Origin of the sequence: Exiguobacterium acetylicum (assembly GCF_019890935.1) — a bacterium.
In the GTDB taxonomy this organism is placed as follows: Bacteria; Bacillota; Bacilli; order Exiguobacteriales; family Exiguobacteriaceae; genus Exiguobacterium_A; species Exiguobacterium_A abrahamii.
On record NZ_CP082333.1, the window covers coordinates 1,115,109 to 1,137,340 of the forward strand.

Consider the following 22,232-nt stretch of genomic DNA (forward strand, 5'->3'; position numbering starts at 1 on the left):
TACTCATGAAAATTACTGATCTCTTGACACGTGATACGATTCAGCTCGATTTACAAGCGTCATCTAAAGCCGCTGTCATCGACGAACTCGTCAACGTCCTCGATCGGGCAGGAAAACTGAACGATCGCTCGGCATATAAAGAAGCGATTCTCGCACGGGAAGCGCAAAGCACGACAGGTTTAGGGGAAGGCATTGCCATCCCGCACGCAAAAACAGCAGCAGTCAAAACACCAGCGATCGCTTTTGGTCGTTCGGCAGGTGTTGACTACGAAGCACTCGACGGTCAACCAAGTCGGTTGTTCTTCATGATCGCTGCGGGTGAGAACGCAGATAATGCGCACCTTGAAACACTTTCGAAACTATCCGTTTATCTGATGGATATGAACTTCCGCGATACGATTCTTGCGGCTAAAACGAAAGACGAAGTCATCGCAGCAATCGAAGCGAAGGAACGCGAAGAAGAAGGTCCAGTTGACGTCTCAAGCGACAACGTCGACCAAGACGCACCGTATATCCTTGCTGTCACAGCTTGTCCGACAGGGATTGCACACACGTATATGGCAGCTGATGCCCTTCGTCAAAAAGCAGAAGAGATGGGTGTCCGCATCAAAGTCGAGACGAACGGATCGACAGGCGTCAAGAATGGTTTGACACAACAAGACATCAACGATGCGACAGCGATCATCGTCGCAGCGGATAAAGCGGTTGAGATGGATCGTTTCAACGGCAAACACGTCGTCGAAGTACCGGTCGCACAAGGAATTCGTAAACCACAAGAATTAATCAACCGTGCCGTCAAACAGGACGCACCTGTTTACAAAGCAAGCGGTTCAAGCGAAAGTTCAAAACCAGCTCGTGGTGGATTCTACAAACACTTGATGAGTGGGGTATCTGCGATGTTACCACTCGTCGTCGCTGGTGGTCTCTTGATCGCAATCAGCTTCTTCTGGGGGATCAACTCTGCGAACCCGGATGATCCATCTTACAATGAATTCGCTGCACAATTGATGACGATCGGGAAAGCCGCATTCGGTCTCTTGATTCCGATCCTCGCTGGATTCATCGCGATGTCGATCGCTGATAAACCAGGTCTTGCTCCTGGTCTGATCGCTGGTTTCCTTGCAAGCAACGGTAGCGCTGGTTTCCTCGGCGGATTGATTGCCGGTTTCCTTGCTGGTTACGTCGTTCTTCTGCTCGTCAAAGTCTTCAAAGGTCTTCCGGCAGCACTTGAAGGAATCAAACCAGTCTTGCTTTATCCATTGTTTGGTTCATTCATCACAGGGATGATCATGTTACTCGTCATCAATGAGCCGATTGCACAATTCATGAAATGGCTCACGGATTCATTGAACGGGCTCAGCGGTGGGAACGCAATCCTCCTCGGTATGCTCGTCGCAGGTATGATGGCAATCGACATGGGTGGTCCAATCAACAAAACAGCATATGTTTTCGGTACAGCTGCTCTTACAGCAGGTAACACGGAAGTCATGGCAGCCGTCATGGCAGGTGGGATGGTTCCACCACTCATCGTGGCTTTCTCATCAACATTGTTCGCACGTAAGAAATTCACACCGCAAGAACGTGAAGCAGGTATCGCTGCTTACGCAATGGGTGCATCGTTCGTCACAGAAGGTGCGATTCCGTTCGCAGCAGCCGATCCACTCCGCGTCATTCCGTCAAGTGTCATTGGTTCAGCGATCGCTGGTGCGTTGACGATCGTCTTCGGCGTCTTGCTCCCGGCACCACACGGCGGTATCTTCGTCTTCCCGTTACTTGATGGTCCATCAGGTACGGTCATGGCGATCGTCGGTTACGCGGGTGCGATCCTCATCGGTTCACTCGTCGGTGCGGCAATCCTATCCTTCCTCAAAAAACCGCTCGTTGACCAATCGGTCGCGAAAGCAGAAATGACAGAAGGAACAGGTACGAAAGCATCATAATTCATCTAAATCCTCTCCGTTTTCAAGCGGAGGGGATTTTTTGTTGAATTTTGACGGCTAACGGTGAAGAATAGAGGGCATACTGAATAAGAAGGAGGGATGGACATGGGTGGACAATCCTTACAAATCGGACCACGGACCATCAAGACAGGTCTTGCGGTCATCTTGGCGCTGTTGATCAGTAATCTGTTCAACCTCAGCCCGATCCTGCCTGCAATCTCGGCAGCGACGACACTCCTGCCTTCGGTCTATCAGACATGGAAACAATTTCTCGAGGAAGCAGAGGCCAACTTGATTGGTGCCTTTTTGACGTTACTTGCACTTTGGATTTTAGGGGATAATCCAGCTAATCCGCTCGCGATCGGAATCGTCATCATGGCAGCAATCTCGATTTTGCTAGCCTTTGGTTTCGGGCGGACGATTCCACACGTCGTCTTGATGATCATCGTCATTCTCGAAAGTGTGGCGACAGCAACGGAACCACTTTGGCAAGTCGTCTTGATCCGTTACTTGCTCGTCATGCTCGGGATCGGCTGTGCGCTCGGCATCAATGCGTTGATCTTCCCGCCGCGCTACGGCAATGTCTATTACCAGAAAGCGACGAAACTCTTCGAGAAGTTGCTCGTCGTCACGCGAGCGATTGCCTTTGAAGGCAAGGTCGCCCCGTATCGGGCGGCAATCGATAAAATGTCAAATTCGATCCTTGAGACACAAAATCTGTTCAACCTACACAAGGAAGAGATTCGAGGAACGCGTCAGAAGCACGCCTCGCTCTTACGGAACCTGTTGATTCTCAAACATATGCAATCGTGCCTCGAACGTGGTGTTGCGACAGCAGAGCGCTTCAGAGAGCGAGAGAAGGCCCTTGATTCGATCGCGGACGATCTTAGAAGTGAATTGTTTTATCACTTGATGCATATCGCCCAGCGACAAGAGAAGGTCTTACTGACATATGATCTCTTGTTGACGGAAGAACCACTTGCGATGGAGGATCTCGTCAAAGAGAACATCGCCTTCGTTAAGCACTCTTTCCTTGACCGCGACGAACTCGAGGAAGAAGTCATCATGGAAATCTTACCGATCGTCGTTTCGATGAACGAGTGGATCCAAGAGCTTGAAGCATTCGAAAAACGGCTCAATGGTGCGCTTCGTCGTCACATCACCTCACTGACGATCGAACAAAAATCAGTCCGTGATAAAACATTTAATCGATTTAAACGTAAAAAAGCCATTGACGAAAGTAAAAAGTAAGCGTATAGTCCTCCTTAACGATACTTTACTTGCTAAAAGCATAACAGTATAACAGCATAACAGAACGAAAGATTAAGCGATGATGAAACCGAAGTAAAGACCATTTCCCTGTTTCAGAGAGCACGTGGCGCTGCGAACGTGTACACAGATGGTGTTGAATTACAGTTTCTGAGCTTCTTGCGTAAGCGAGCGGAGCACACCGTTATCCCAATCATAAGTGACTCAGTCGATGACTGGGTAATCAGGGTGGTACCGCGGCTTTCGTCGCCCCTGTCGAACAATATGTTCGGCAGGGGCTTTTTTGTTATCTCACATTCATTCAAGGGGGAACTCATATGTCTACACCAATCATTCCAAGTCATTTACGTCCACACGTCGCACCACAGCACTACGAAGACTACACACCAACGGATCATGCCGTTTGGAGATACGTCATGCGACTGAATTTAAATACGTTACAAGATACAGCACATCCGGCATACCTCGAAGGGCTTGCTGCATCGGGTATCAGCCCGGAACGGATTCCGGACGTGCGTGAGATGACAGCGAACCTAAGCCGTGGAGGCTGGGGAACAGTCGCTGTTGATGGTCTCATTCCTGGCGTCGCCTTCTTCGATTTCCAAGGGCACGGTCTCTTGCCGATCGCGACTGACATCCGGAAGGTCGATAACATTCTTTACACACCAGCGCCAGATATCTTGCATGAAGCAGCGGGGCACGCGCCAATCTTGATGAATCCGGTCTACGCGGAATTCGTTCGACGCTTCGGTGAGATCGGGGCACATGCCTTTAACCATAAAGCCGAGCATGATGTATTCAAGGCACTAAAGAAATTGACGATCGTCAAAGAGAGCCCGTTCTCGACGCCAGCCGACATCGAGCAAGCTGAAGTTGAACTCGCGGAGACACGGACACACGTCAAAGGGATTTCGGAAGCGAACGAAATCTCACGTCTGTTCTGGTGGACGGTTGAATTCGGTCTGATTGGTGATATCGACAACCCACAAATCTACGGGGCAGGTCTTCTATCATCCGTCGGTGAAAGTCGCCACTGTTTGACGGACGCGGTCGTTAAACATCCATTCTCACTCGAGAAGGCACTTGCGACGAAACATGACGTGACGAGCATGCAAAAAGAACTCTTCGTTTGTGAATCGTTCGAACAGCTCCGCGATGCTCTCGAAGAATTCGCACAGTCGATGTCGTACATCCGCGGTGGTATCCACGGTCTGACGAAAGCGGTCGAATCAGGTAACCTATCGACGCTCGTTTTCGACAGTGGTCTCTCGCTCGTCGGTGTTCCTGAAACGCAAGAGATTCACGATTCGCTGCATCTCGTCAAACTAACAGGTCCAACAGCGCTTGCTGCGAACGGTGAAGTGTTGACAGGTCAAGGACTGGCAGATCATCCAGAAGGCTTTACACTCCTTCACGGTAAGGAATTGAACGAAGTATTGATGCAAGTCAAAGTCGGTGAACGTCTCGACTGGGCGGAAGGAAATGTTCACGTCACAGGGGAGATCACAGCGATTCAAAACGTCAATGGAAACCGGGCACTCGTCGTCTTAGAAGCAGCGACGCTTGCAAACGACGGGAAAACGATGACGATGGAGCGGATGGAATTGATCGTCGGTGACATCACGTCAGCATTCCCGGGAACGGAAGTTGAAGCACTGAAGCCGATTCCGGAAACGGTCGAGTTCGAACGAATCGAACGTCCGTTGACAGCGGCTGATCCGATCTTCGAAGTCGTCCGCGAGATTCGTGAAGGACGTGCCGGTCGGGAACGGTTACCGCAACTGATCGACCAGACACTCGTCCAGTTACCGGACGCTTGGTTACTCCGTCTTGAATTACTCGAGTTAGCGGATGAAGTCGATCAACCACGTCTGATTGCAGATCTCGAGCGCTTAAAAGCGACGTCTGAGCAGCGAAATGAATTGATCACGCGTGGGATGGCCTTACTCGACGTCGTTCATCAATGAGTCGAACTCCGGTTCTGAACCTGTTAGAATGGAGACATTCGGTAAAAGGGGATGATCGGTTATGACAAATTATTATCAAGACGTAAAGGAATTCCACCGTGTGTTTTCACACCCTGGTGCAACGACGCCAACACCTATGACGGTCGATCGTGGAATCAAACGCTCGACCTGGACGGCGGAAGAAGCGGTCGTTGAGTTTCTGCATCAATCAGCGACGAGTGAAGCGGAATTTCTCGAAGCAATCGAACGTTTCAAGTCAGGACTTGATACAGCGGTCGAAAAATCGCTCCAGATGAAACAACCCGAAACAGATGTCGAACGGCTCGTCGGACAAGGGGATGCCTTGACGGACGCTCTCTACTTCATCATGGGAAGCTTCGTTGAGATTGGGCTTGATCCGGCTCCATTGTTTGAGATCGTCCAGCGTGCGAACATGGCGAAGCTTGGACCGGACGGAAAACCAATCTTCCGGGAATCGGACCAAAAGGTCATGAAACCGGAAGGCTGGCAACCACCAGAACCACAACTGGAAGCAGAAGTACGTCGACAAATCGCTGTAGCTTCGAGTACGTCGAAGGCTTGATTCATGACGATAAAAAGAGAGGGATGACTGGTCTGCGAACCGGTCATCCCTCTCTTGTTGTATCTATTCACTTTTGACTTGATAACGCGATAAATCGAGTTGACGGGCGGTGAGGAACTCGACCCCTTCTGCTTCAAGCGCCAGTCGCTGTTCATCGCCTTCAAGCGATAGTTTTCCACCAGCAGCAAGCACGCGGTGCCATGGTAGACGTTCCGTCTTACTCATACTGTGAAGAATCCGCGCTACTTGTCGGGCGCTACGCGGATGACCGGCGAGTCGAGCGACCTGCCCGTACGTCATGACCCGACCAGCAGGAATCGAACGGATGATGGTCAGGACATCTTGCGTGAACGGTGTCATGACTCGTCAGAAGCGACGACATACTGTTGAATCTTATCGTCTTCATCAAAGCCGATCGTCACATCGATGATGCCTTGCTGCAGGCGAATCTGGAGTTCGAGACGGTCCTTGATGTCGTCCGCTTGTGCGATCGTCAACGCCGGATCGACTTCAATCTCGACTTCGACGTGGAAATGATCGCCTTCCTTAATGACTTCGAGCTTACTGATGTCCTTGACGTCAGGGTCCTTCATGATCAGTCCGCCGAGACGTGCTGCCATCGTCTCATCGGCTTCACCCAGTGCACCAGCTGCGTTTTGCAGGAAGACATTTCCGACGACGTAAAACATCATCAGTCCGATTAGGATCGAAGCAATTCCTTCTGCTTGATGGAACGGTGTCACATGCGAGATGATGACGGCGATCATCGCGACGACGCCACCAGCCGTTGCGACCAAATCTTCCAGAAACACAAGGCGAGTTGCGGGTTTTGCTTGCTTGAGTGAGCGGAAGCTGTCAAGAATCAAGCGTGGTCCTTTCGAGTCTAACTTCGCATCGTGTGCGATCTCTTGCATCGCTTTCACGAAAACGCCACTCTCCAAAACGACACCTGCGAATAAAACGGATAAGGTGATCCAAAAGCCAGTTGATTCCGTCGGTTCGATGATGTGGGCGATCCCTTCATGAATCGTCTCGTACGCCATGATGCCGACGAAGAGGATGGCGCCCAGCAAGACGAGATTGACGAGACGACCGAAGCCGTTCGGGAATCGTTTCGTCGGTGCCTTTTTACTGAGGGCAGAACCGATGAAGACGAAAAATTGGTTGGCAGCGTCCCCGAGCGTATGCATCATCTCCGCGAACATCGCGACATTTCCCGTCAGGACGTAGGCAATTGCCTTGATGATGGCGATGACGGAGTTAACGATGCCTGCCGTCAGCGCCGACCGGTTTCCCCGGCGTAATAATGTAAAAAATTCTCCCATGATTGTACTCCTTTTAGTTAAGTTACGTATTAGTTCATTTTATTATGTTACATCATTTTGAGAAAAACGACTATCTTCACATGAAAAAACCCACGCAAGTAGCGCGGGTTTAACTCGTCAAGACAAGTCGACTGTTTTATTGATTTCGTTCTCATCGTCTTTGCCGACGACTTTCTTCAATACTTGTTTGACGGACTTCGTCGTGTTTCCCGTTTCCCAGTATTCAGCAGCTTCCGTGTTGACCTTGATTAAGACAACTTTCGGATCTTCGTATGTCGTTCCAAGATATGCTTCATAGCGTGGACTCCAAAGCTCTTTCTTTCGTTCGATGTCTTCGACGAGTTCTGCTGTCCCACGAATCGAGACGTATGATTTGTCGACGTACGCGACGTTGACACTCGGATTCTTAAGTAGTTCTTGGTACTTGTCTGTTTCTTTTGAAGTGAGGAACCAGAGGTCGCCATCAAATTCGATATCCTGTGTCTGCATTGGACGCGATACGAGTCCTTCTGCTGAAACCGTTGTCAGCATCGCTGTTTCGATTTTATCAATCAGTTTCTTGACCGTTTCGACTGCTTCTTGATTCGTAGTATGGGTTGACATGTGACTCCACCTCATTCGTTAGATTTTTATGCTCACTTAGGCATTGTTCCCTGAATTTCAAAATGAAAACGTCCCCATGACGGAAAGAAGCAGTTTCGTTGCACCGTACAACGAGGAGGCGTACAGTGTAGGTACGCATTCGAAAGAAAAAGGAGAGACATACATGAAACTTAGTATTTTAGACCAATCCCCGGTCTCTAAAGGACAATCCCCATCTGATGCCTTACACGAAACAGTCGAGCTCGCAAAAATCGCGGACGAACTCGGCTACCATCGCCTGTGGGTATCCGAGCACCACTTCGCGAAAACACTGGCTGGTTCAAGCCCGGAAGTCTTGATTGCTTACATGGCGGCTGTGACGAAACAGATTCGTCTCGGTTCAGGCGGTGTCATGTTGCCGCATTACAGTGCCTATAAAGTCGCAGAGAACTTCCGTGTCCTTGAAGGTCTTGCACCGAACCGGATTGACCTTGGACTCGGTCGGGCACCGGGCGGTATGCCGCTTGCGACACGTGCGTTGCAAGAAGGATCGTCGCCACGTTTTGGTGGAGCCGATTACGGCGAACAACTCGATGATCTCGTCGATTACTTGAAAGACGGGGCACCTGCCGGACACCGGTTCGCGGGGCTCGTCGCAACACCAGAAGTCGATACGACACCAGAAGGCTGGTTGCTTGGATCAAGTGGTGGTAGTGCCTTGAACGCCGCGCAACGCGGATTCGGCTTTGCCTTTGCTCACTTCATCAATGGACAAGGTGGACAAGAAGTGATGGACTACTATCGTCATAACTTCATGGCGACGTCATTCAATGAGACACCACAAACGCTCGTCTCGATTTTCGTGACGTGTGCTGAAACGACGGAAGAAGCAGAACGGTTAGCTTCAAGCCTGGATCTGTCACTACTCTTACTGGAAAAAGGGGTCTCGTCGACAGGAACGCCAACTCCAGAAGAGGCAGCAGCGTATAAGTATACGTTCCAAGACCAATTCCGGATCGCTGAAAACCGGAAGCGGATGATCGTTGGTAACCCGGAATCCGTTGCCAAACAATTGCAAGAGCTCGCTGATTCCTACGGCACAGACGAAGTAATGATCGCTTCGATGATCGCTGACAAGGAAGCAAAACAACAATCATTAAAATTAATCATGGATGCCGTCAAAGCGACGGTCTGACCGATACGCACGTCCTTTCTCACGAAGTGAGGGAGGACGTGTTTTTTGCGTCTGCTACAGGAATGCTCTCGGATAAGATGTCTTTACGAAGGCGAAGGAATCCGAATGATGCAGCACCGAATAAGCCGACTGTACCGACTCCAAGTAGTACGATGATAGATACATGATCACTGAGTAAACCAAACAATAAGGTACCAATCGGCATCATCGCCATCGCGATCGATTCCAGCACACCGATGACACGTCCGAGGTAAGCCGGATCGGTCTGTTTTTGAACGATGAGCTGTAGTGGAATGTTCATCCGTAAGACGAGCATGCCGTCGATGAACAATAGAATCATGAAAAAAGGTAGTAGTAGAGCAGATGGAACGTAGCCGAGTAGGGCAAGTGCAGGAAGTGCGTAACAAGAGGCGATTAAAAAGAGCGACTCGAATATCGTGCGTAACGGACGTTTCACCGTAAAGCGAGGTAAGGCAAGAAGCAACGAAGCGACAAGAAGACCGGCACCTAGTGCGGACTCGACCAGTCCAAACCGAAATGGTGTGAATTGCAGTCGATCGAGCAAAATGATTGGTAACAAGATTTCGAAAGCGACAAAAAAGAAGTTCAGGACGATCGCCATCAGGACGAGTGTCGTCAAGACCGGTTGACGGAACAGATAGCGGTAGCCTTCTTTAAACTCCGAGACGAAAGACGGCGTATCGGTAGTAGCCAGAGGAGAAGTATCCACTGCAAGAAAGCGGAGGCGGCTATTCCACCAGGCAGCAGAAGCAAACAAGAGAAACGGTAAAACCAAGAATTGCGTGATGGAGACAGCGGCGATAAGCAATCCCGCAACGAGTGGCGCAGTGATCGTTGAGGTCGATTGAATCGTTGAGAAGAGCGCGTTCCCGCGTTGTAACTCCTCTTCTGCTACAAGTCGCGGTAACGAGCTTGATAAGGTGACGGACAGGAACGTCGACAGGCTCGTCAAGAGGACACTCGCGACGATGTAATGAACGGTATGTAGAGGGGCTTGTAGCGAATAGAGCAAAAGTCCAAACAAGACGAGTGCACTTAAGCTTTCGGTCATGACGATGATTCGTTTCCGGTTCCAACGATCGGCGAGGACACCAGCGACCGGTGAGAGCAAAATCCGTGGCACTGATCCTGCAAGCAGGACGAGCGCAAACTGAAAACCAGACGATGTTTCCCGTAAGACGGTCAGTCCGGCGACGAACGTAAAGAGACTAGCTGCGAACAACGAACAAAACTTTCCGAATAAAACACGCTTTAAATTAAATGACATCATGTTCACTCCTTTAGAGTTAAATTTTATTGAACTTTAGTGTAGAATAAAGGAGTGGAAGAAAAATGTAAAGATAAAGTTCAATATAATTTAACTTTTATGATAAAAGGAGTGACCAGTGTGCTAGGGGAACGTATCAAACAGATCCGAAAACAGAAAAAAATGACGCAAACGGATGTTGCGACCGGTATCATCACGAAGTCGATGCTCAGTATGGTCGAGAACGGGAAAGCGACACCGTCAGTGCCCGCACTACAGGCGATTGCTAGGCGATTACAGGTGACAGTCGAAGAATTAATGCTCGATCCGCGGGATGTTCAGATGCGGGAACTCATCGAAACAATCCGTTCACGGCGTACCCCATATTTTTCAGACGAAAAAATTCAGGAACTTCTAGAACCTTACTTGGTTCCGGAAACGACTTCCTATTGGCAGGGGCAGGTCTACCATAAATACGGCGATGCCCTCCGAGCGTCTAACCCGGAGCTTGGTTTGATTTATTACGAGAAAGCAGAGCGAATTTTTCAACAGCTCGGTCGCCAAGATGAGCAGTTGCTCGTTCAGATCTCGACAGTCTATTTTTTGTTCAATCTTAAACGGACGAAGGAAGCGTACGAGCTGATCGAAGCAATGGATGTACCACGTGAGATTCCACTTGCGCCAAAAACCTATTTAAATTTCCAAATCTTGCGTGCACTTCGAGCAAGTTTGTTCGATGATCACTATACAGAAGCAATCGCCTTATTGCGTGAAGGAGTTCAGTATATGCGGGAGCAAGATGTCTATTATCATGTCATTTCGTTTCAACGTTTCCTCGGATTGTTTTTATATCTAGAAGGGGAAATCGAACAATCACGGCAAGAGTTTGATCGATTGGAGCAGTTTTTTGCATTTAGTGAAACGACTGCCGTCGGACGAATCGAAGTCGATTTGACGAAAGGACTCATCGCGATTTTTGAAAACGATACGGACGGCATGCAGATGGCATGGGAAAAACTCGTCACTGTGGCGATCGACGACGCGAAACATTACATCGGACAACTCGAAGTCCACCTCCTTGTGAACGGCATCGAATTACCGAATCAGACGCTTCAGCAGAGCGTCGATAAGATATGGGAGATGCAAGATGCGTGGCTTGCCGCGAGTGGATTTGACCAAGCGATGATGTTACAGACGCTCGTACTAGCGATGCAACGAGGGATTGGTCAGGAACGGCTGGAGGATGTCATTCGATTGAAGGATGATCTTCAAAGCGAACGCCTCAAAGGCGATCTTGAGCGAGAGATACAAGCATTGGTTAAGGTTCAATGACAAAAAAACGAGGCTGACTCAAAAGTCAGTCTCTACAAAGATAAGGGGAACAGATCATCAATCCGTCCCCCTTACCTCGTAATAAAAAGAATGACGCGTCACACGCTACTCCTACAGGAAAAACGCATTTATGCGTTGTCAGAGACGAACAAGACCCGCTTTCCTGCTTCATCAATAAAGCAGGAAAACTGGCTTGTGTCTCGCCTGAGGAAAGGGCGTGAAAAGACGCGTCATTCTTTTTTTGAGTCAGCCCTGTTCGTGTGAGGATGTCGTTCTTCTGAAAATCAATAAGACGCATGCAAGGATGGAAACGATCAAGTGACCGATATAGACGTCTCCCGTCTGGATATAATGCAAGAGCATCGAGCCACCAAAAATCAATAAGGCAAGAAAGAGTAAACGGACATACAGTGTTTTATAAGACATGCAGACACATCCTTTCCATATCCAGTATATCCCAAAGAAGGGTGGTCAGACAAAAAAATATCCACCCCGAGGGGTGGATAAGAAAAGTTTAAAGTGATTTAAAGCCTAATAGTTTTTGCGTCCAGTAGCGTTCCGATACACGGCTGATGCCGAGTGCCGGTGTGTTGGCATGGATGAACTGATCGTTGTTCAGCATGATCCCGATATGCGTTGGACCAGCGGCATATGTGTTTTCAAAGAAGATGATATCGCCACGCTTCGGTTGACGTAATTTTGATAACTTCGCTCCGAGATACCGATCATCGTTCCAGTAGCCGTTGACGTTCGTTCGTCCGACTGCATAGCCAGCGGCATTCAACGTGTAGTTAACGAATCCAGAGCAGTCGAATCCACCATTAACGGGGCTGCTTGATCCCCAGACGTATGGTGTACCGAGATATTGTTGACCAATCGAGATCGCACGTTCCATCAATGTTGAACCAGGAACGGTCGTCACAGGAGGTGTCGTTGGAGTGACCGGAGGCGTCGTCGTGACGGATCCCGTCGTGATGTAACTCTTCGCAACATAGTAGAGACCTGTTCCAATCTTGATCTGGTACCAGCCGCTATCTTTTCCTGTCGTTTCACCCGTGACATTGACTGTCGAACCGTGTCCGACTTGTGTGAAGACTTTAGACGACGTCGAAGGCAACGTACGGACGTTCAGTCCGGTTGGGGCATTGACGCGATACGTCTTCGAGGCATCAACCGGCGTCAAAGAGACTCCGGGAGTCGTTGGTGTTGTTGGTGGTGATGCTTTTGTTGAAGCTTTGACATAGGTCGAAGCGACATATGCTTCTTTTCCGTCAAGCTTGACTTGGTACCACGAATCAACGGCACCTGTGACATCGAGAACCGTCTGATGCGGTAATGTCTTGTAGATTTTTGCGTTCGTCGCTGCAGCAGTCCGTGCGTTCAAGCCTTCCTTCGCATTGACCGTGTAGACTTTCGAGCGATCAACCGCTTTAACGACTTTTTTGACGGGAGTCGTCGCGGGTGGTTTTGAATCCGTCGTGACGTTCGACGTCTTTTTGCTGACTAACGTCGCATGGACATAGGCTGTTTGCTTTTTATACGTGATTTGGTACCAATCTCCTGTTTTTTTCTTAACAGATAAGATTGTATTCTTTGCTAGTTTTCCGAGTGATTTCGAACTTGTCGTTGCTTTTTGGCGAATATTGACGGCATCGGTATTCGTTATGTAAGTCGTAGTTGTTGGAGCCTTTTCCGTCGTCGCTTTGACATATGCTGAAGTGATGAAGGCTGGTTTCGACTGATAGCGGATTTCATACCAGCTGTTGACTTTCTTGACAGCTGTCAGCTTCGTACCTTTTTTTAGCGTCGTGATGACCTTCGCGGAAGTCGAGGCAGCCGTGCGAATGTTGACGTTATCCGTCAAAGTCAGTGTCGTTGACGCGGCTGAAACCGGAACCGTGGTACCGATCAAAGCGAGCGTCGTGAGGGCGAGAACAGTCTTTTTCACGTGACATAGCTCCTTCCAATAGATAGGTAAAATCGTTGTTACCATTTTGTCATAAAAAGCGCTGATTTCCCTAATTTAAAAATATAATTTTTGTCTGGAAAACTGTAATACCGTTTTTCAAAAAACGAATAGGTAGAATGAGTATTTTCAAAAAAGTTCAAGTACACTAGAAGTACTCGGAAGGAGGCTACACATGTTACGCCGTTTTTATCAGTATTATATCCCGCACAAACGATTATTCTGGCTCGATTTCATATCTGCCTTATTCGTCGGGGTTTTAGAACTTGCTTTTCCACTCGCTGTCCAGTGGTTCATCGACTCCTTGTTGCCAAACGGTGAGATGAACTGGATCATCCTCGTCAGCGTCGGACTATTAGCACTCTACATCATCAGTACGTTGATGCAGTTCGTCGTCAATTATTTCGGACATAAGCTTGGGATTAATATCGAGACCGATATGCGTCGCCAATTGTTTAGTCATGTGCAGAAACAGTCGTTCCGTTTCTTCGACAATACGAAGACGGGGCATATCATGAGTCGGATCACGAACGATTTGTTTGATATCGGGGAACTTGCCCATCACGGTCCGGAAGATGCCTTTATTGCCGTCATGACGTTGCTTGGTGCGTTCTCGATCATGTTGACAATCAATGTGCCACTTGCACTCGTGACAATCATCGCCGTACCATTCCTGATCTGGCTGATCAGCTATGCGAACGTTCGGATGAATAAATCGTGGGACCAGATGTATGGTAACATCGCGGAAGTCAATTCACGTGTCGAGGACAGTGTCTCTGGTGTCCGTGTCGTTCAGTCATTCACGAACGAAGCTTACGAAATCGAGCGTTTTGAAAAAGACAACGCGACGTTCCGGCAGTCGAAAATCAATGCCTACAAGGTCATGAGTAAGAGTCTATCCGGCATTTACTTGACGACCCGTTTGATGACGCTTGCCGTCTTAGTCGTCGGTGCCTACTTGACGTATCGTGGCACTTTAACGGCCGGAGAGCTCGTTGGATTCATTCTTTATATGAACATCTTGCTGAAGCCGATCGACAAAATCACCGCATTACTTGAGATGTATCCAAAAGGGATGGCTGGCTTCAAACGTTTCCTCTCGATGATTGATGAGGATGCATCGATTCCAGATGCGTCAGACGCACTCGTCGTTGATCGGTTGAACGGTGGCATCACATTCAAGGATGTCGCGTTCGGTTATGAAGCCGATCGTCTCATTCTAGAGAATATCAATCTGACAGTCGTACCGGGTCAGACCGTCGCGTTCGTCGGAACATCGGGAGCAGGGAAGACGACGATCTGTTCGTTGATTCCACGTTTTTACGATGTTCTGGATGGCGCAATCACGATTGACGGAATCGATATCCGGCAGATGACGAAGGAGTCTCTGAGACAACAAATCGGGATCGTTCAGCAGGATGTCTTTTTGTTCTCAGGAACGATCGCTGAAAACATCGCCTACGGTGATCTGAATGCGACGCACGAAGACATCGTGCAAGCGGCAGAACGTGCCCATCTCGGCCCGATGATCGCGGATCTACCTGATGGGTATGCGACACAAATCGGCGAACGGGGACTCAAATTGTCGGGTGGACAAAAGCAACGACTCGCGATTGCGCGGATGTTCCTTAAGAACCCGCCGATTCTGATTCTTGATGAAGCGACGTCTGCGCTTGATACGGAAACGGAAGCACTGATTCAAGAATCGCTTGCCGAACTGTCTGAGAACCGGACGACGCTCGTTATCGCCCACCGTTTAGCAACGATTCGAAATGCCGATAAGATTTTTGTCGTCACGAAGGACGGCATCGTCGAAGAAGGCTCGCATGATGAACTAATGGATCAAGGTGGTTACTTCTCCCGTCTGTTAGAGAGACAACGAGTTTGAATCGAATTGAAAGAATGAGAGGCGACGGACATGTTCTGTCGCCTTTTTTTGTTCGTCTAAAAATAAGGTTGTACAAGCCAATTTTAGGGAAAACGATTTATAGAAAAGAAGGCGAGGTGGAAGGATGTACGGTCAATTCTGTGAGAATTATGATGAGAGTTATCCCGTCTTGCGGGAGGAATCGTCACATGATTTCCATCGTTTTTTTGCACTGTCCTACACGATTCATGATACCGTTTTTGAACAAACTGTCTACGAACGGCTGATGCGGACGATCAAACATAAGACGTCGCGTTTTTCAGCACTTCGGAGTCGTTATACACCGTTGCTTGTTGCCCATGTTCAATTGAATAGCACAGATCCCGATGTTCTCATCGAAGAAATCATCGTTGCGGAAAAGAAGATTAAACATCGCTTGATTCGTGATAAAGGAGTTCGCCCATTTTTTGCACTCAACGAAGTGCTGAACCGTCGACAAGGAATTGATGCGTTCCCTTATATGGAACGATTACATGCGACACGACCTCATTTGAATGCCGCGAAACAGTACGTCGTGACATCGACCTTGCTTGAACAGCAGCCATTACCAGAGGAATTTTTAGAGTGTGTCGATACATCGGAAGAATGGCTCGCGCAATATATGGAACGGACGAGTGAACGTGTCATTACGGCGCAAATCTTAGCGGCGCATCCAGATCCTTCAGCGCAACAGGAACGAATCATTGCGTGGCGGGAACTGTTAGAGCGAAGAGAAATCATCATCTGGGATCGTTTAATGCCGATTCTTGCGTTGTTACCTTCGGTGGAACGTGTCGACTGGATTTACGTGACCCGGATCGTCGACCGGGAGCGGGCACGGAATCGATTTTCAGACGAGGTCAACTGGTTGATTGCCTTTCATTTGTTGCTCGCTAAAACAGGTGTGACACGCGTTCAAGCCACGTTGTTATTGCTGGCTGCATTAGAGTTGACGAAAAAACCGTAAAACGAAAAACGAACGAGGAGTGGCGCGCGCCATTCCTCGTTCGTTTGGTTTAGTGACTTAATCGAACGTCGTAAACGTCGCATGTCGCTCGACCGGATACAGTTCCGTACCAGCGACCGCATTTAAGATCAACTGGTTCCGCGAGACGGACATACCAAGATTATCCGCAGCCGGACCGTGTGATAATTCTAAATTAGCGGTTGCATACAGATGATGGGCTGTCTCGACCGAACGCACGATTTGGTAGTCGGCATCGACTTTCCAGGCATTCGGTGCTTCGAACACGATATCAAGTCGGTCGATGAAGCTCGGAAGGGATGGCGAAAAACCAGTTGCCGCAATGACGGCATCTGTTTCAGACGAGCGCTCGTCCTCAAGTTCTTGATGTTGCATCGCAATCGTGAACCGCTCATCATACGTAATCTCTTTTACTTCGAGATTTGCGCGGATCGCGACCTGTCGTTGTTCCTCTTCCGTCAAATCATAGAGATGGGCGTAGATTGATTGAAGCGTCTCCGGACTGATACCGTTCTGAGAGCGAGCAAACTTCTTGACCGACTCTTGTCGTACTTCGAGTGGAAGTTGGTTGAAGTACGTGACGTAGCTCGGTGAAAAAATTTCTTCTCCGAGTTTGCCGGTCTCAAGTGTCTCAAACAGTGTCGAACGCGCGATCCACTCGAGTTCAGGACGCTCTGGAGCAGGCGTCGTCAAGAGATCAAGGAAAATCTCGGCGGCACTTTGACCGGAGCCGACGATGCTGATTTTGTTGCGCTGAAGTAAATCTGCCTTGTTCATGACATATTGCGTATTGTGGATGACGCGTTCGTCAAACGTATCCGGGATGGCGGGTTTTGACCCAGTGCCGATGACGACGTTTCGTGCTTCGAACGTTTCGCGTTTACCGGTCGAGACATCTTCGACGAGGACTTCAAAACTATCACCGGTGTCTTGCACGTCGATGACGCGCGTCGAAAAGCGGAGATCTTCAAGTTGTGTCGCGACCCAGCGTAAGTAATCGTTGTAACCTTGTCTTGAGATCAGAAGTTTTTCATAGAAGTAAAACGTGTGGAGACGGTGAATCGATCGTAAGTAATTGAGGTAGGAAAACGAACTTGTCGGATCGGCGAGTGTGACGAGATCGGAGATGAAGCTCGTCTGCATCATCGAGTCCTGAATCATCATGCCGGGATGCCAGGAAAATTGTTCGCTTTCGTCAAAAAATAACGTCTTTAAATCTGTCGGATGCGCAAGTGCACTCAATCCTAAATTCATCGGACCAATGCCAATGCCGATTAAATCATACATAGAAAAAGCCTCCCAATTCGATATTGTTCTAAAACAATACCCGAAAAGGAAGGCGGACGAAACGTCAGGCTGAAGCTTTACAGCTGGTCGGTCGTCGTTGTTTTGGTTTCGACCGTCATCGTTTTCCCATCACGGATGATCGTCAAAGAAAGCGGTCCATCTGATTTGATCAGTGCCGTTTTGATGTCAACGAATGCTTTGATTTCGGAGTCATTGATTTTCGTGATGACATCACCTGTTTTCAGTTTAGCCGCAGCAGCTGGACTGTTCGGTTCGACCGACATGACGACGACACCTGTTTTTTGACTGTCTGGTAGTTTGACTTGGTCTTTTAGATAGCCAGCAGGGAACGCCGCGACGTCTTGTAAGGATACACCGAGCGTCGGATGCTCGACTTTACCGTTTGTTTCAAGCTGTTTGAGGATTGGTAATGCATCATCGATCGGGATACTGAAGCCGACGCCTTCAACACCAGACTCAGCGATTTTCATCGAGTTGATTCCGACGAGTTGTCCTTGTTCATTGATCAAAGCACCCCCTGAGTTACCAGGGTTGATGGCAGCATCCGTTTGAATGACTGTCGTATTGAAGTCGTCTTGTCCGTCACTGTTCGTATCGACCGGTACGGTCCGGTCTTTCGAACTGACGATTCCGCGTGTGACGGAGTTTTGGAACTCACCGAGCGGGTTACCGATTGCGAGGACGGTTTGTCCGGCTTTTAAGTCCGCTGATTTTCCGAGTGTGATGACACCCGGAACATCGCTTGCGTCCACTTCAAGCACAGCTAAGTCATAGGTTTCGTCGCTACCAAGCAGTTTAGCCGAGAGCGTCTTGCCGTCATTCAACGTTACATCGAGTTTTGATGCCCCGTCGACGACGTGATGGTTCGTAATGATGTATGCTTTGCCGTCCTCTTTCTTATAGATGACACCGGACCCTGAACCAGCTGCTGCTTCTTGTTGCGACATCGAGTTGCCCGCTTGATAGTTCGTTACGGTCACGACAGATTTTTGAGCCGTGGCGACTGCGTTCGTCACCGGATCATTCGTCGTCGTTGAGACTTGTTTTGGCATACCATTTGAAAGTGGGGTATCAGCGACCTGTTGTTCTTGATCGAGTAGGATCGGAAAGGCAACCGTAGCCGTCAAGACCGCGCCGATGATGCCTCCAGTCAATCCAGGTAAAAGTACTTTCGTTTTTCCAGCCATAAGTCATCATTCCTCTCTGTATGATTTCTGATTTCATCATAGCAAATGAAACAACCTCTTCACTGATTACGGGAGACATTCCGAAATGACTCATCATTCCCCATAATTCGACGACAATTTCTAAAAGTTGAGATAATCAGGTCAGTTCGATACACTGAAGCTGTCTCGAACATATATTTCATTAACAGAAAGAGAGTGTGAAACATAATGCTATTGCGTCTAGTCTATGGAGCAGGATTACTGTTTGCGGGAGTTGGTCATTTCCGCAATGAAAAGGGATTCGTCAGCATCATGCCGTCGTTCATTCCGTTCAAGCGCTTTTTCGTTCAAGTGACAGGTGTCATCGAAATCGCTTACGGTGTCATGTTGTTGACAGGAAAAGGGGTGCACCTCGTCCGTAAGACGCTTCCTGCCTTCTTATATGCAGTCTTACCCGCAAACGTCAACATGGCAGTCAATCCGAAGCCGATTAATGGAAAACGTCTTCCGTCTTGGTTGCTTTGGACACGGTTGCCGCTCCAATGGGGACTCGTCTCTCTTGCGAAACGCCTGAAATGAATCGGAACAAAAAGCCGCCTAAATGGCGGCTTTTATTGTTAGAAACGTTTGTTGACAGCAAGTAAGGAAGCTTTTGCGATCTCTTCGTAGGTAGAATCATTCGGGTGGAATTGATCACTCGATAAATCACGTTTGACGTCACGCACGAGATTGAATGTGTCGATGATCTCGACATCGTACTCGATACCGAGCGTCCGCGATTTTGCATTCCAATCTTGAACGATGGCATCGAATGCTTCACCGTTTTCCGTCGCGCGGAAAGGATTATAGAGCCCGACGTAGAAAATGACAGCATCCGGATTTTGTTCTCGTAGGATACTGAACGTCTTTTTCAAGTTCGTTTGGGCCGTCGTGACGGTTTCGGCTGTCTTCTTCGCATTGAAGTTTGCGACGCCTTCACCACGGTTGAATAAGTCATTTCCGCCAATCGTCACCGAGATGACTTTTGCTTGTTCGATTGAGCGTAGGACTTCTTTTTGTTTGAGTTGTTTCAGTAAATCTTCCGTCCGGGCACCACTGACGGCAAGATTCTGGAAGCGCTCGACTGTGTTATCTTTGACAAGATCGCGACCGACGATTGCTGCGTAACTATTGCCGTTTGATGCTCCGACACCACGTGTCAAGGAATCACCAAGCGCGACGTACGTCCCGCCTTTTTTGACAGGTTCTTCCTTCGTAGGTGTCAGGACGGCACGTTTTGGTGGGTTGACGACGTCACTATAGGCACTGACGAAGCCGTATCCAAAGATTGCCGTCAAAACGAGTGAGACGGTTAAAAACAGGGGCCAGCGTAATCGCTTCATGAACGTTCCTCCTTCTAGGTTCTAACATGATTGTAGCAAAAGTTGAAAGAATGTGCGGAAATGAAGTGTTCTGACAAGTCAAATGATTCATTATTCCGCTAGAATAGACAATAAGAGGTGAGAGACGTGAAACCAACAGTGAAATTAGAAGGTGTAACAAAGGTGATCGGAAAAAAGACGATCATCGATAATATCTCGTTTGAGATTCAACCAGGTGAAGTCTTTGGCTTCCTTGGACCGAACGGGGCTGGGAAAACGACGACAATCCGGATGCTCGTCGGCTTGATTAAACCGACGTCCGGTAAAATCACGGTCTGTGACTTCGACGTTCGCAAACAGTTCGTCCAAGCGATGGAGCGAATCGGCTCAATTGTCGAAAATCCGGAGTTGTATAAGTATTTGACAGGGCGCGAAAATCTACAAGTCTTTGCCCGGATGTTACCGAATGTCGATGAGGCACGGATTCAGGAAGTCATTGATCTCGTCGATTTGACGGCGCGTGTTGACGATCAAGTCCGGACATACTCGCTCGGGATGCGGCAGCGTCTCGGAATCGCACAAGCGTTACTCGGACGACCAAGCGTCTTGATTCTCGACGAACCGACGAATGGTCTCGATCCAATGGGAATTCGGGATTTACGTCAATTCATCCGCCGGCTCGTCGAGGAAACGGGACTGTCGGTCCTCGTCTCGAGTCATATCTTGGCTGAGATCGAAATGCTTGCCGATCGAGTTGCGATTATGAGTTATGGCAAAATCGTTCAAGTCGGAACGGTCAAGGAACTAGTCGAGTCGCTCGCACCAGGAGTTGATTGGCGTGTTGACGATGCCTTTAAGGCGAATGAGATTTTATCGGCATCTGACTTAGTCCAAGTGTCCGAAGTCGTCGATGCGAATACAGTTCATACTTTGATGGATGCAAGCAAGACACCAGCGCTCAACAAGCAGCTGCTCGAAGCAGGTGTCGAAGTCTGGACGATTGAACGAAAAGTCCAAACGCTCGAAGATCTGTTTATCACGTTAACGGGAGGCGATCACATTGCGTAATCCGAACATGATCGGTCTCGTACGAAATGAAGTGACGAAAATTGCTTCAAAACGTCGTTTTGCTGTCGTTGCGATCATTCTCGTCGTCCTCGTCTCGATGTTTACGTACGCACAGTACCGAGACATCCAAGAACAGATCAAAAAGCAGGGAACACTTGATTGGCGGGTTGAGTTACAACAAGACATCGTCGACACGCAGAACCGTCTTGCTTCCAGCAGTATTCAAGATGAGTTCCGTCAGTTCCTTGAGTTCGATCTGAAACAAAATCAGTATTATCTCGATAACGACATCAACCCGAACTATCCGGGAGCCCCGACGTTCATCCGGATATTCTTCTCGCAAGGATTGACGCTGATCTTACCGCTGTTCATCATCGTCATTATGGCGGATATCGTCAGTGGGGAGCAAAATGATGGAACGATCAAGACGCTCCTGTCGCGACCAGTCCGGCGCTGGAAGATCCTGATGGCGAAATGGTTGACGGTGTTACTCTATACGTCGATGCTGATGGCATTGACCGTTGCCGTCTGTTACGCGATATCCGGGATCGTCCTCGGCTATGACGGCTGGACCGCACCGATCTTGACCGGTTTCCAAGCCTCACCGAGCGGTACGTTCTCGACCGAGTTCGTGCATACATTACCGATGTGGGAGTACCTCTTGATGGCAGTCGGTCTAGCGTGGATCGTCACAGCTGTCGTCGGAACGATCGCCTTGATGGTCTCTGTTCTCGTCAAAAACACAGCGACAGGGATCGGAATCATGATGGCAGTCTTGATTTCCGGTACGTTACTGACGACACTCGGTTCAAGTTGGACGAGCTCGAAATATCTCGTCAACGTCAATTTCGGACTGATCAACTATCTCGATGGACAAGCGCCACCAATCGAAGGGATGACGCTTCCGTTCTCCCTTGCCGTCCTCGGTTGTTGGACGGTCGCGGCGCTAATCGTTGCGTTCTGGAACTTCACACAAAAAGATATGTATTAAAACGAACGGGTCCACCTATAG

At 48.9% G+C, this 22,232-nt stretch carries 20 protein-coding genes and 1 other annotated feature; of the genes, 11 read left to right on the top strand and 9 right to left on the bottom strand.

What is annotated here, in order from left to right; genetic code table 11:
• Positions 1-5 precede the first annotated feature (5 nt).
• The 4 genes from K7G97_RS05715 to K7G97_RS05730 all read left to right on the top strand — a co-directional run bounded on the left by K7G97_RS05715 (position 6) and on the right by K7G97_RS05730 (position 5,759).
• Complete coding sequence (locus tag K7G97_RS05715) at positions 6-1,940, top strand: PTS fructose transporter subunit IIABC (protein WP_195865442.1); 1,935 nt, start codon at positions 6-8, stop codon at positions 1,938-1,940.
• Between the two features lie 105 nt (positions 1,941-2,045).
• Complete coding sequence (locus tag K7G97_RS05720) at positions 2,046-3,191, top strand: FUSC family protein (protein WP_195865441.1); 1,146 nt, start codon at positions 2,046-2,048, stop codon at positions 3,189-3,191.
• 70 nt (positions 3,192-3,261) lie between these two features.
• Positions 3,262-3,466, top strand: a binding site (T-box leader).
• A 60-nt stretch (positions 3,467-3,526) separates the two neighbouring features.
• Positions 3,527-5,176, top strand: coding sequence for an aromatic amino acid hydroxylase (locus tag K7G97_RS05725; protein ID WP_223041575.1), 1,650 nt, complete (start codon positions 3,527-3,529; stop codon positions 5,174-5,176).
• A gap of 61 nt (positions 5,177-5,237) precedes the next feature.
• A complete protein-coding gene (locus tag K7G97_RS05730; RefSeq protein ID WP_064300216.1) occupies positions 5,238-5,759 on the top strand; it encodes a pyrophosphohydrolase domain-containing protein in 522 nt (173 codons plus the stop codon).
• Between the two features lie 63 nt (positions 5,760-5,822).
• On the opposite strand, the gene K7G97_RS05735 is transcribed toward K7G97_RS05730, so the two are convergent.
• The 3 genes from K7G97_RS05735 to K7G97_RS05745 form a co-directional block, all read right to left on the bottom strand.
• Positions 5,823-6,119, bottom strand: coding sequence for an MGMT family protein (locus K7G97_RS05735; protein WP_023467734.1), 297 nt, complete (start codon positions 6,117-6,119; stop codon positions 5,823-5,825).
• The gene (locus K7G97_RS05740; protein WP_223041576.1) at positions 6,116-7,084 is read right to left on the bottom strand and encodes a cation diffusion facilitator family transporter; all 969 of its coding nucleotides are present in this window, start codon (positions 7,082-7,084) and stop codon (positions 6,116-6,118) included. Before K7G97_RS05740 ends, K7G97_RS05735 begins: the two co-directional genes overlap by 4 nt.
• Before the next feature lie 117 nt (positions 7,085-7,201).
• Positions 7,202-7,687 (bottom strand): pyridoxamine 5'-phosphate oxidase family protein, encoded by a 486-nt coding sequence (locus K7G97_RS05745; protein WP_223041577.1) that lies wholly within the window; start codon positions 7,685-7,687, stop codon positions 7,202-7,204.
• Between the two features lie 163 nt (positions 7,688-7,850).
• On the opposite strand from K7G97_RS05745, the gene K7G97_RS05750 reads away from it, so the two are divergent.
• Complete coding sequence (locus K7G97_RS05750) at positions 7,851-8,861, top strand: LLM class flavin-dependent oxidoreductase (protein WP_223041578.1); 1,011 nt, start codon at positions 7,851-7,853, stop codon at positions 8,859-8,861.
• A 19-nt stretch (positions 8,862-8,880) separates the two neighbouring features.
• On the opposite strand, the gene K7G97_RS05755 is transcribed toward K7G97_RS05750, so the two are convergent.
• Complete coding sequence (locus K7G97_RS05755; protein WP_262415806.1) at positions 8,881-10,149, bottom strand: MFS transporter; 1,269 nt, start codon at positions 10,147-10,149, stop codon at positions 8,881-8,883.
• Between the two features lie 120 nt (positions 10,150-10,269).
• Here K7G97_RS05755 and K7G97_RS05760 point away from each other — a divergent pair, with 120 nt between their 5' ends.
• A complete protein-coding gene (locus K7G97_RS05760) occupies positions 10,270-11,460 on the top strand; it encodes a helix-turn-helix domain-containing protein (protein WP_223041580.1) in 1,191 nt (396 codons plus the stop codon).
• Between the two features lie 246 nt (positions 11,461-11,706).
• Here K7G97_RS05760 and K7G97_RS05765 read toward each other — a convergent pair whose 3' ends face one another.
• A complete protein-coding gene (locus K7G97_RS05765) occupies positions 11,707-11,886 on the bottom strand; it encodes a hypothetical protein (RefSeq protein WP_223041581.1) in 180 nt (59 codons plus the stop codon).
• Positions 11,887-11,974: 88 nt separating this feature from the next.
• The gene (locus K7G97_RS05770; protein ID WP_064300211.1) at positions 11,975-13,408 is read right to left on the bottom strand and encodes a C40 family peptidase; all 1,434 of its coding nucleotides are present in this window, start codon (positions 13,406-13,408) and stop codon (positions 11,975-11,977) included.
• Between the two features lie 193 nt (positions 13,409-13,601).
• Between K7G97_RS05770 and K7G97_RS05775 the strand changes: the two genes are divergently transcribed.
• A complete protein-coding gene (locus tag K7G97_RS05775) occupies positions 13,602-15,314 on the top strand; it encodes an ABC transporter ATP-binding protein (RefSeq protein WP_223041582.1) in 1,713 nt (570 codons plus the stop codon).
• Between the two features lie 124 nt (positions 15,315-15,438).
• Positions 15,439-16,299, top strand: coding sequence for a DUF4003 family protein (locus tag K7G97_RS05780; protein ID WP_223041583.1), 861 nt, complete (start codon positions 15,439-15,441; stop codon positions 16,297-16,299).
• A gap of 57 nt (positions 16,300-16,356) precedes the next feature.
• Here K7G97_RS05780 and K7G97_RS05785 read toward each other — a convergent pair whose 3' ends face one another.
• Both K7G97_RS05785 and K7G97_RS05790 read right to left on the bottom strand, forming a co-directional pair.
• On the bottom strand, positions 16,357-17,604 hold the full coding sequence (locus K7G97_RS05785) for a lysine N(6)-hydroxylase/L-ornithine N(5)-oxygenase family protein (RefSeq protein ID WP_223041584.1): 1,248 nt from the start codon (positions 17,602-17,604) through the stop codon (positions 16,357-16,359).
• A gap of 77 nt (positions 17,605-17,681) precedes the next feature.
• Positions 17,682-18,812: a S1C family serine protease gene (locus K7G97_RS05790; RefSeq protein ID WP_223041585.1), complete on the bottom strand. Its 1,131-nt coding sequence runs from the start codon at positions 18,810-18,812 to the stop codon at positions 17,682-17,684.
• Between the two features lie 207 nt (positions 18,813-19,019).
• On the opposite strand from K7G97_RS05790, the gene K7G97_RS05795 reads away from it, so the two are divergent.
• A complete protein-coding gene (locus K7G97_RS05795) occupies positions 19,020-19,370 on the top strand; it encodes a DoxX family protein (protein ID WP_029341233.1) in 351 nt (116 codons plus the stop codon).
• Between the two features lie 38 nt (positions 19,371-19,408).
• Here the strand turns inward: K7G97_RS05795 and K7G97_RS05800 are convergent, their stop codons facing one another.
• Entirely contained in the window at positions 19,409-20,173 is a 765-nt protein-coding gene (locus K7G97_RS05800) for an SGNH/GDSL hydrolase family protein (RefSeq protein ID WP_223041586.1), read from the bottom strand.
• Positions 20,174-20,299: 126 nt separating this feature from the next.
• On the opposite strand from K7G97_RS05800, the gene K7G97_RS05805 reads away from it, so the two are divergent.
• Together K7G97_RS05805 and K7G97_RS05810 are read left to right on the top strand one after the other, a co-directional pair.
• Positions 20,300-21,220 carry an ABC transporter ATP-binding protein gene (locus K7G97_RS05805; protein ID WP_023467748.1) on the top strand — a complete coding sequence of 307 codons (921 nt, stop codon included), beginning with the start codon at positions 20,300-20,302 and terminating at the stop codon, positions 21,218-21,220.
• A complete protein-coding gene (locus K7G97_RS05810) occupies positions 21,213-22,211 on the top strand; it encodes an ABC transporter permease (RefSeq protein ID WP_023467749.1) in 999 nt (332 codons plus the stop codon). Before K7G97_RS05805 ends, K7G97_RS05810 begins: the two co-directional genes overlap by 8 nt.
• The last annotated feature ends 21 nt before the right edge of the window (positions 22,212-22,232 follow it).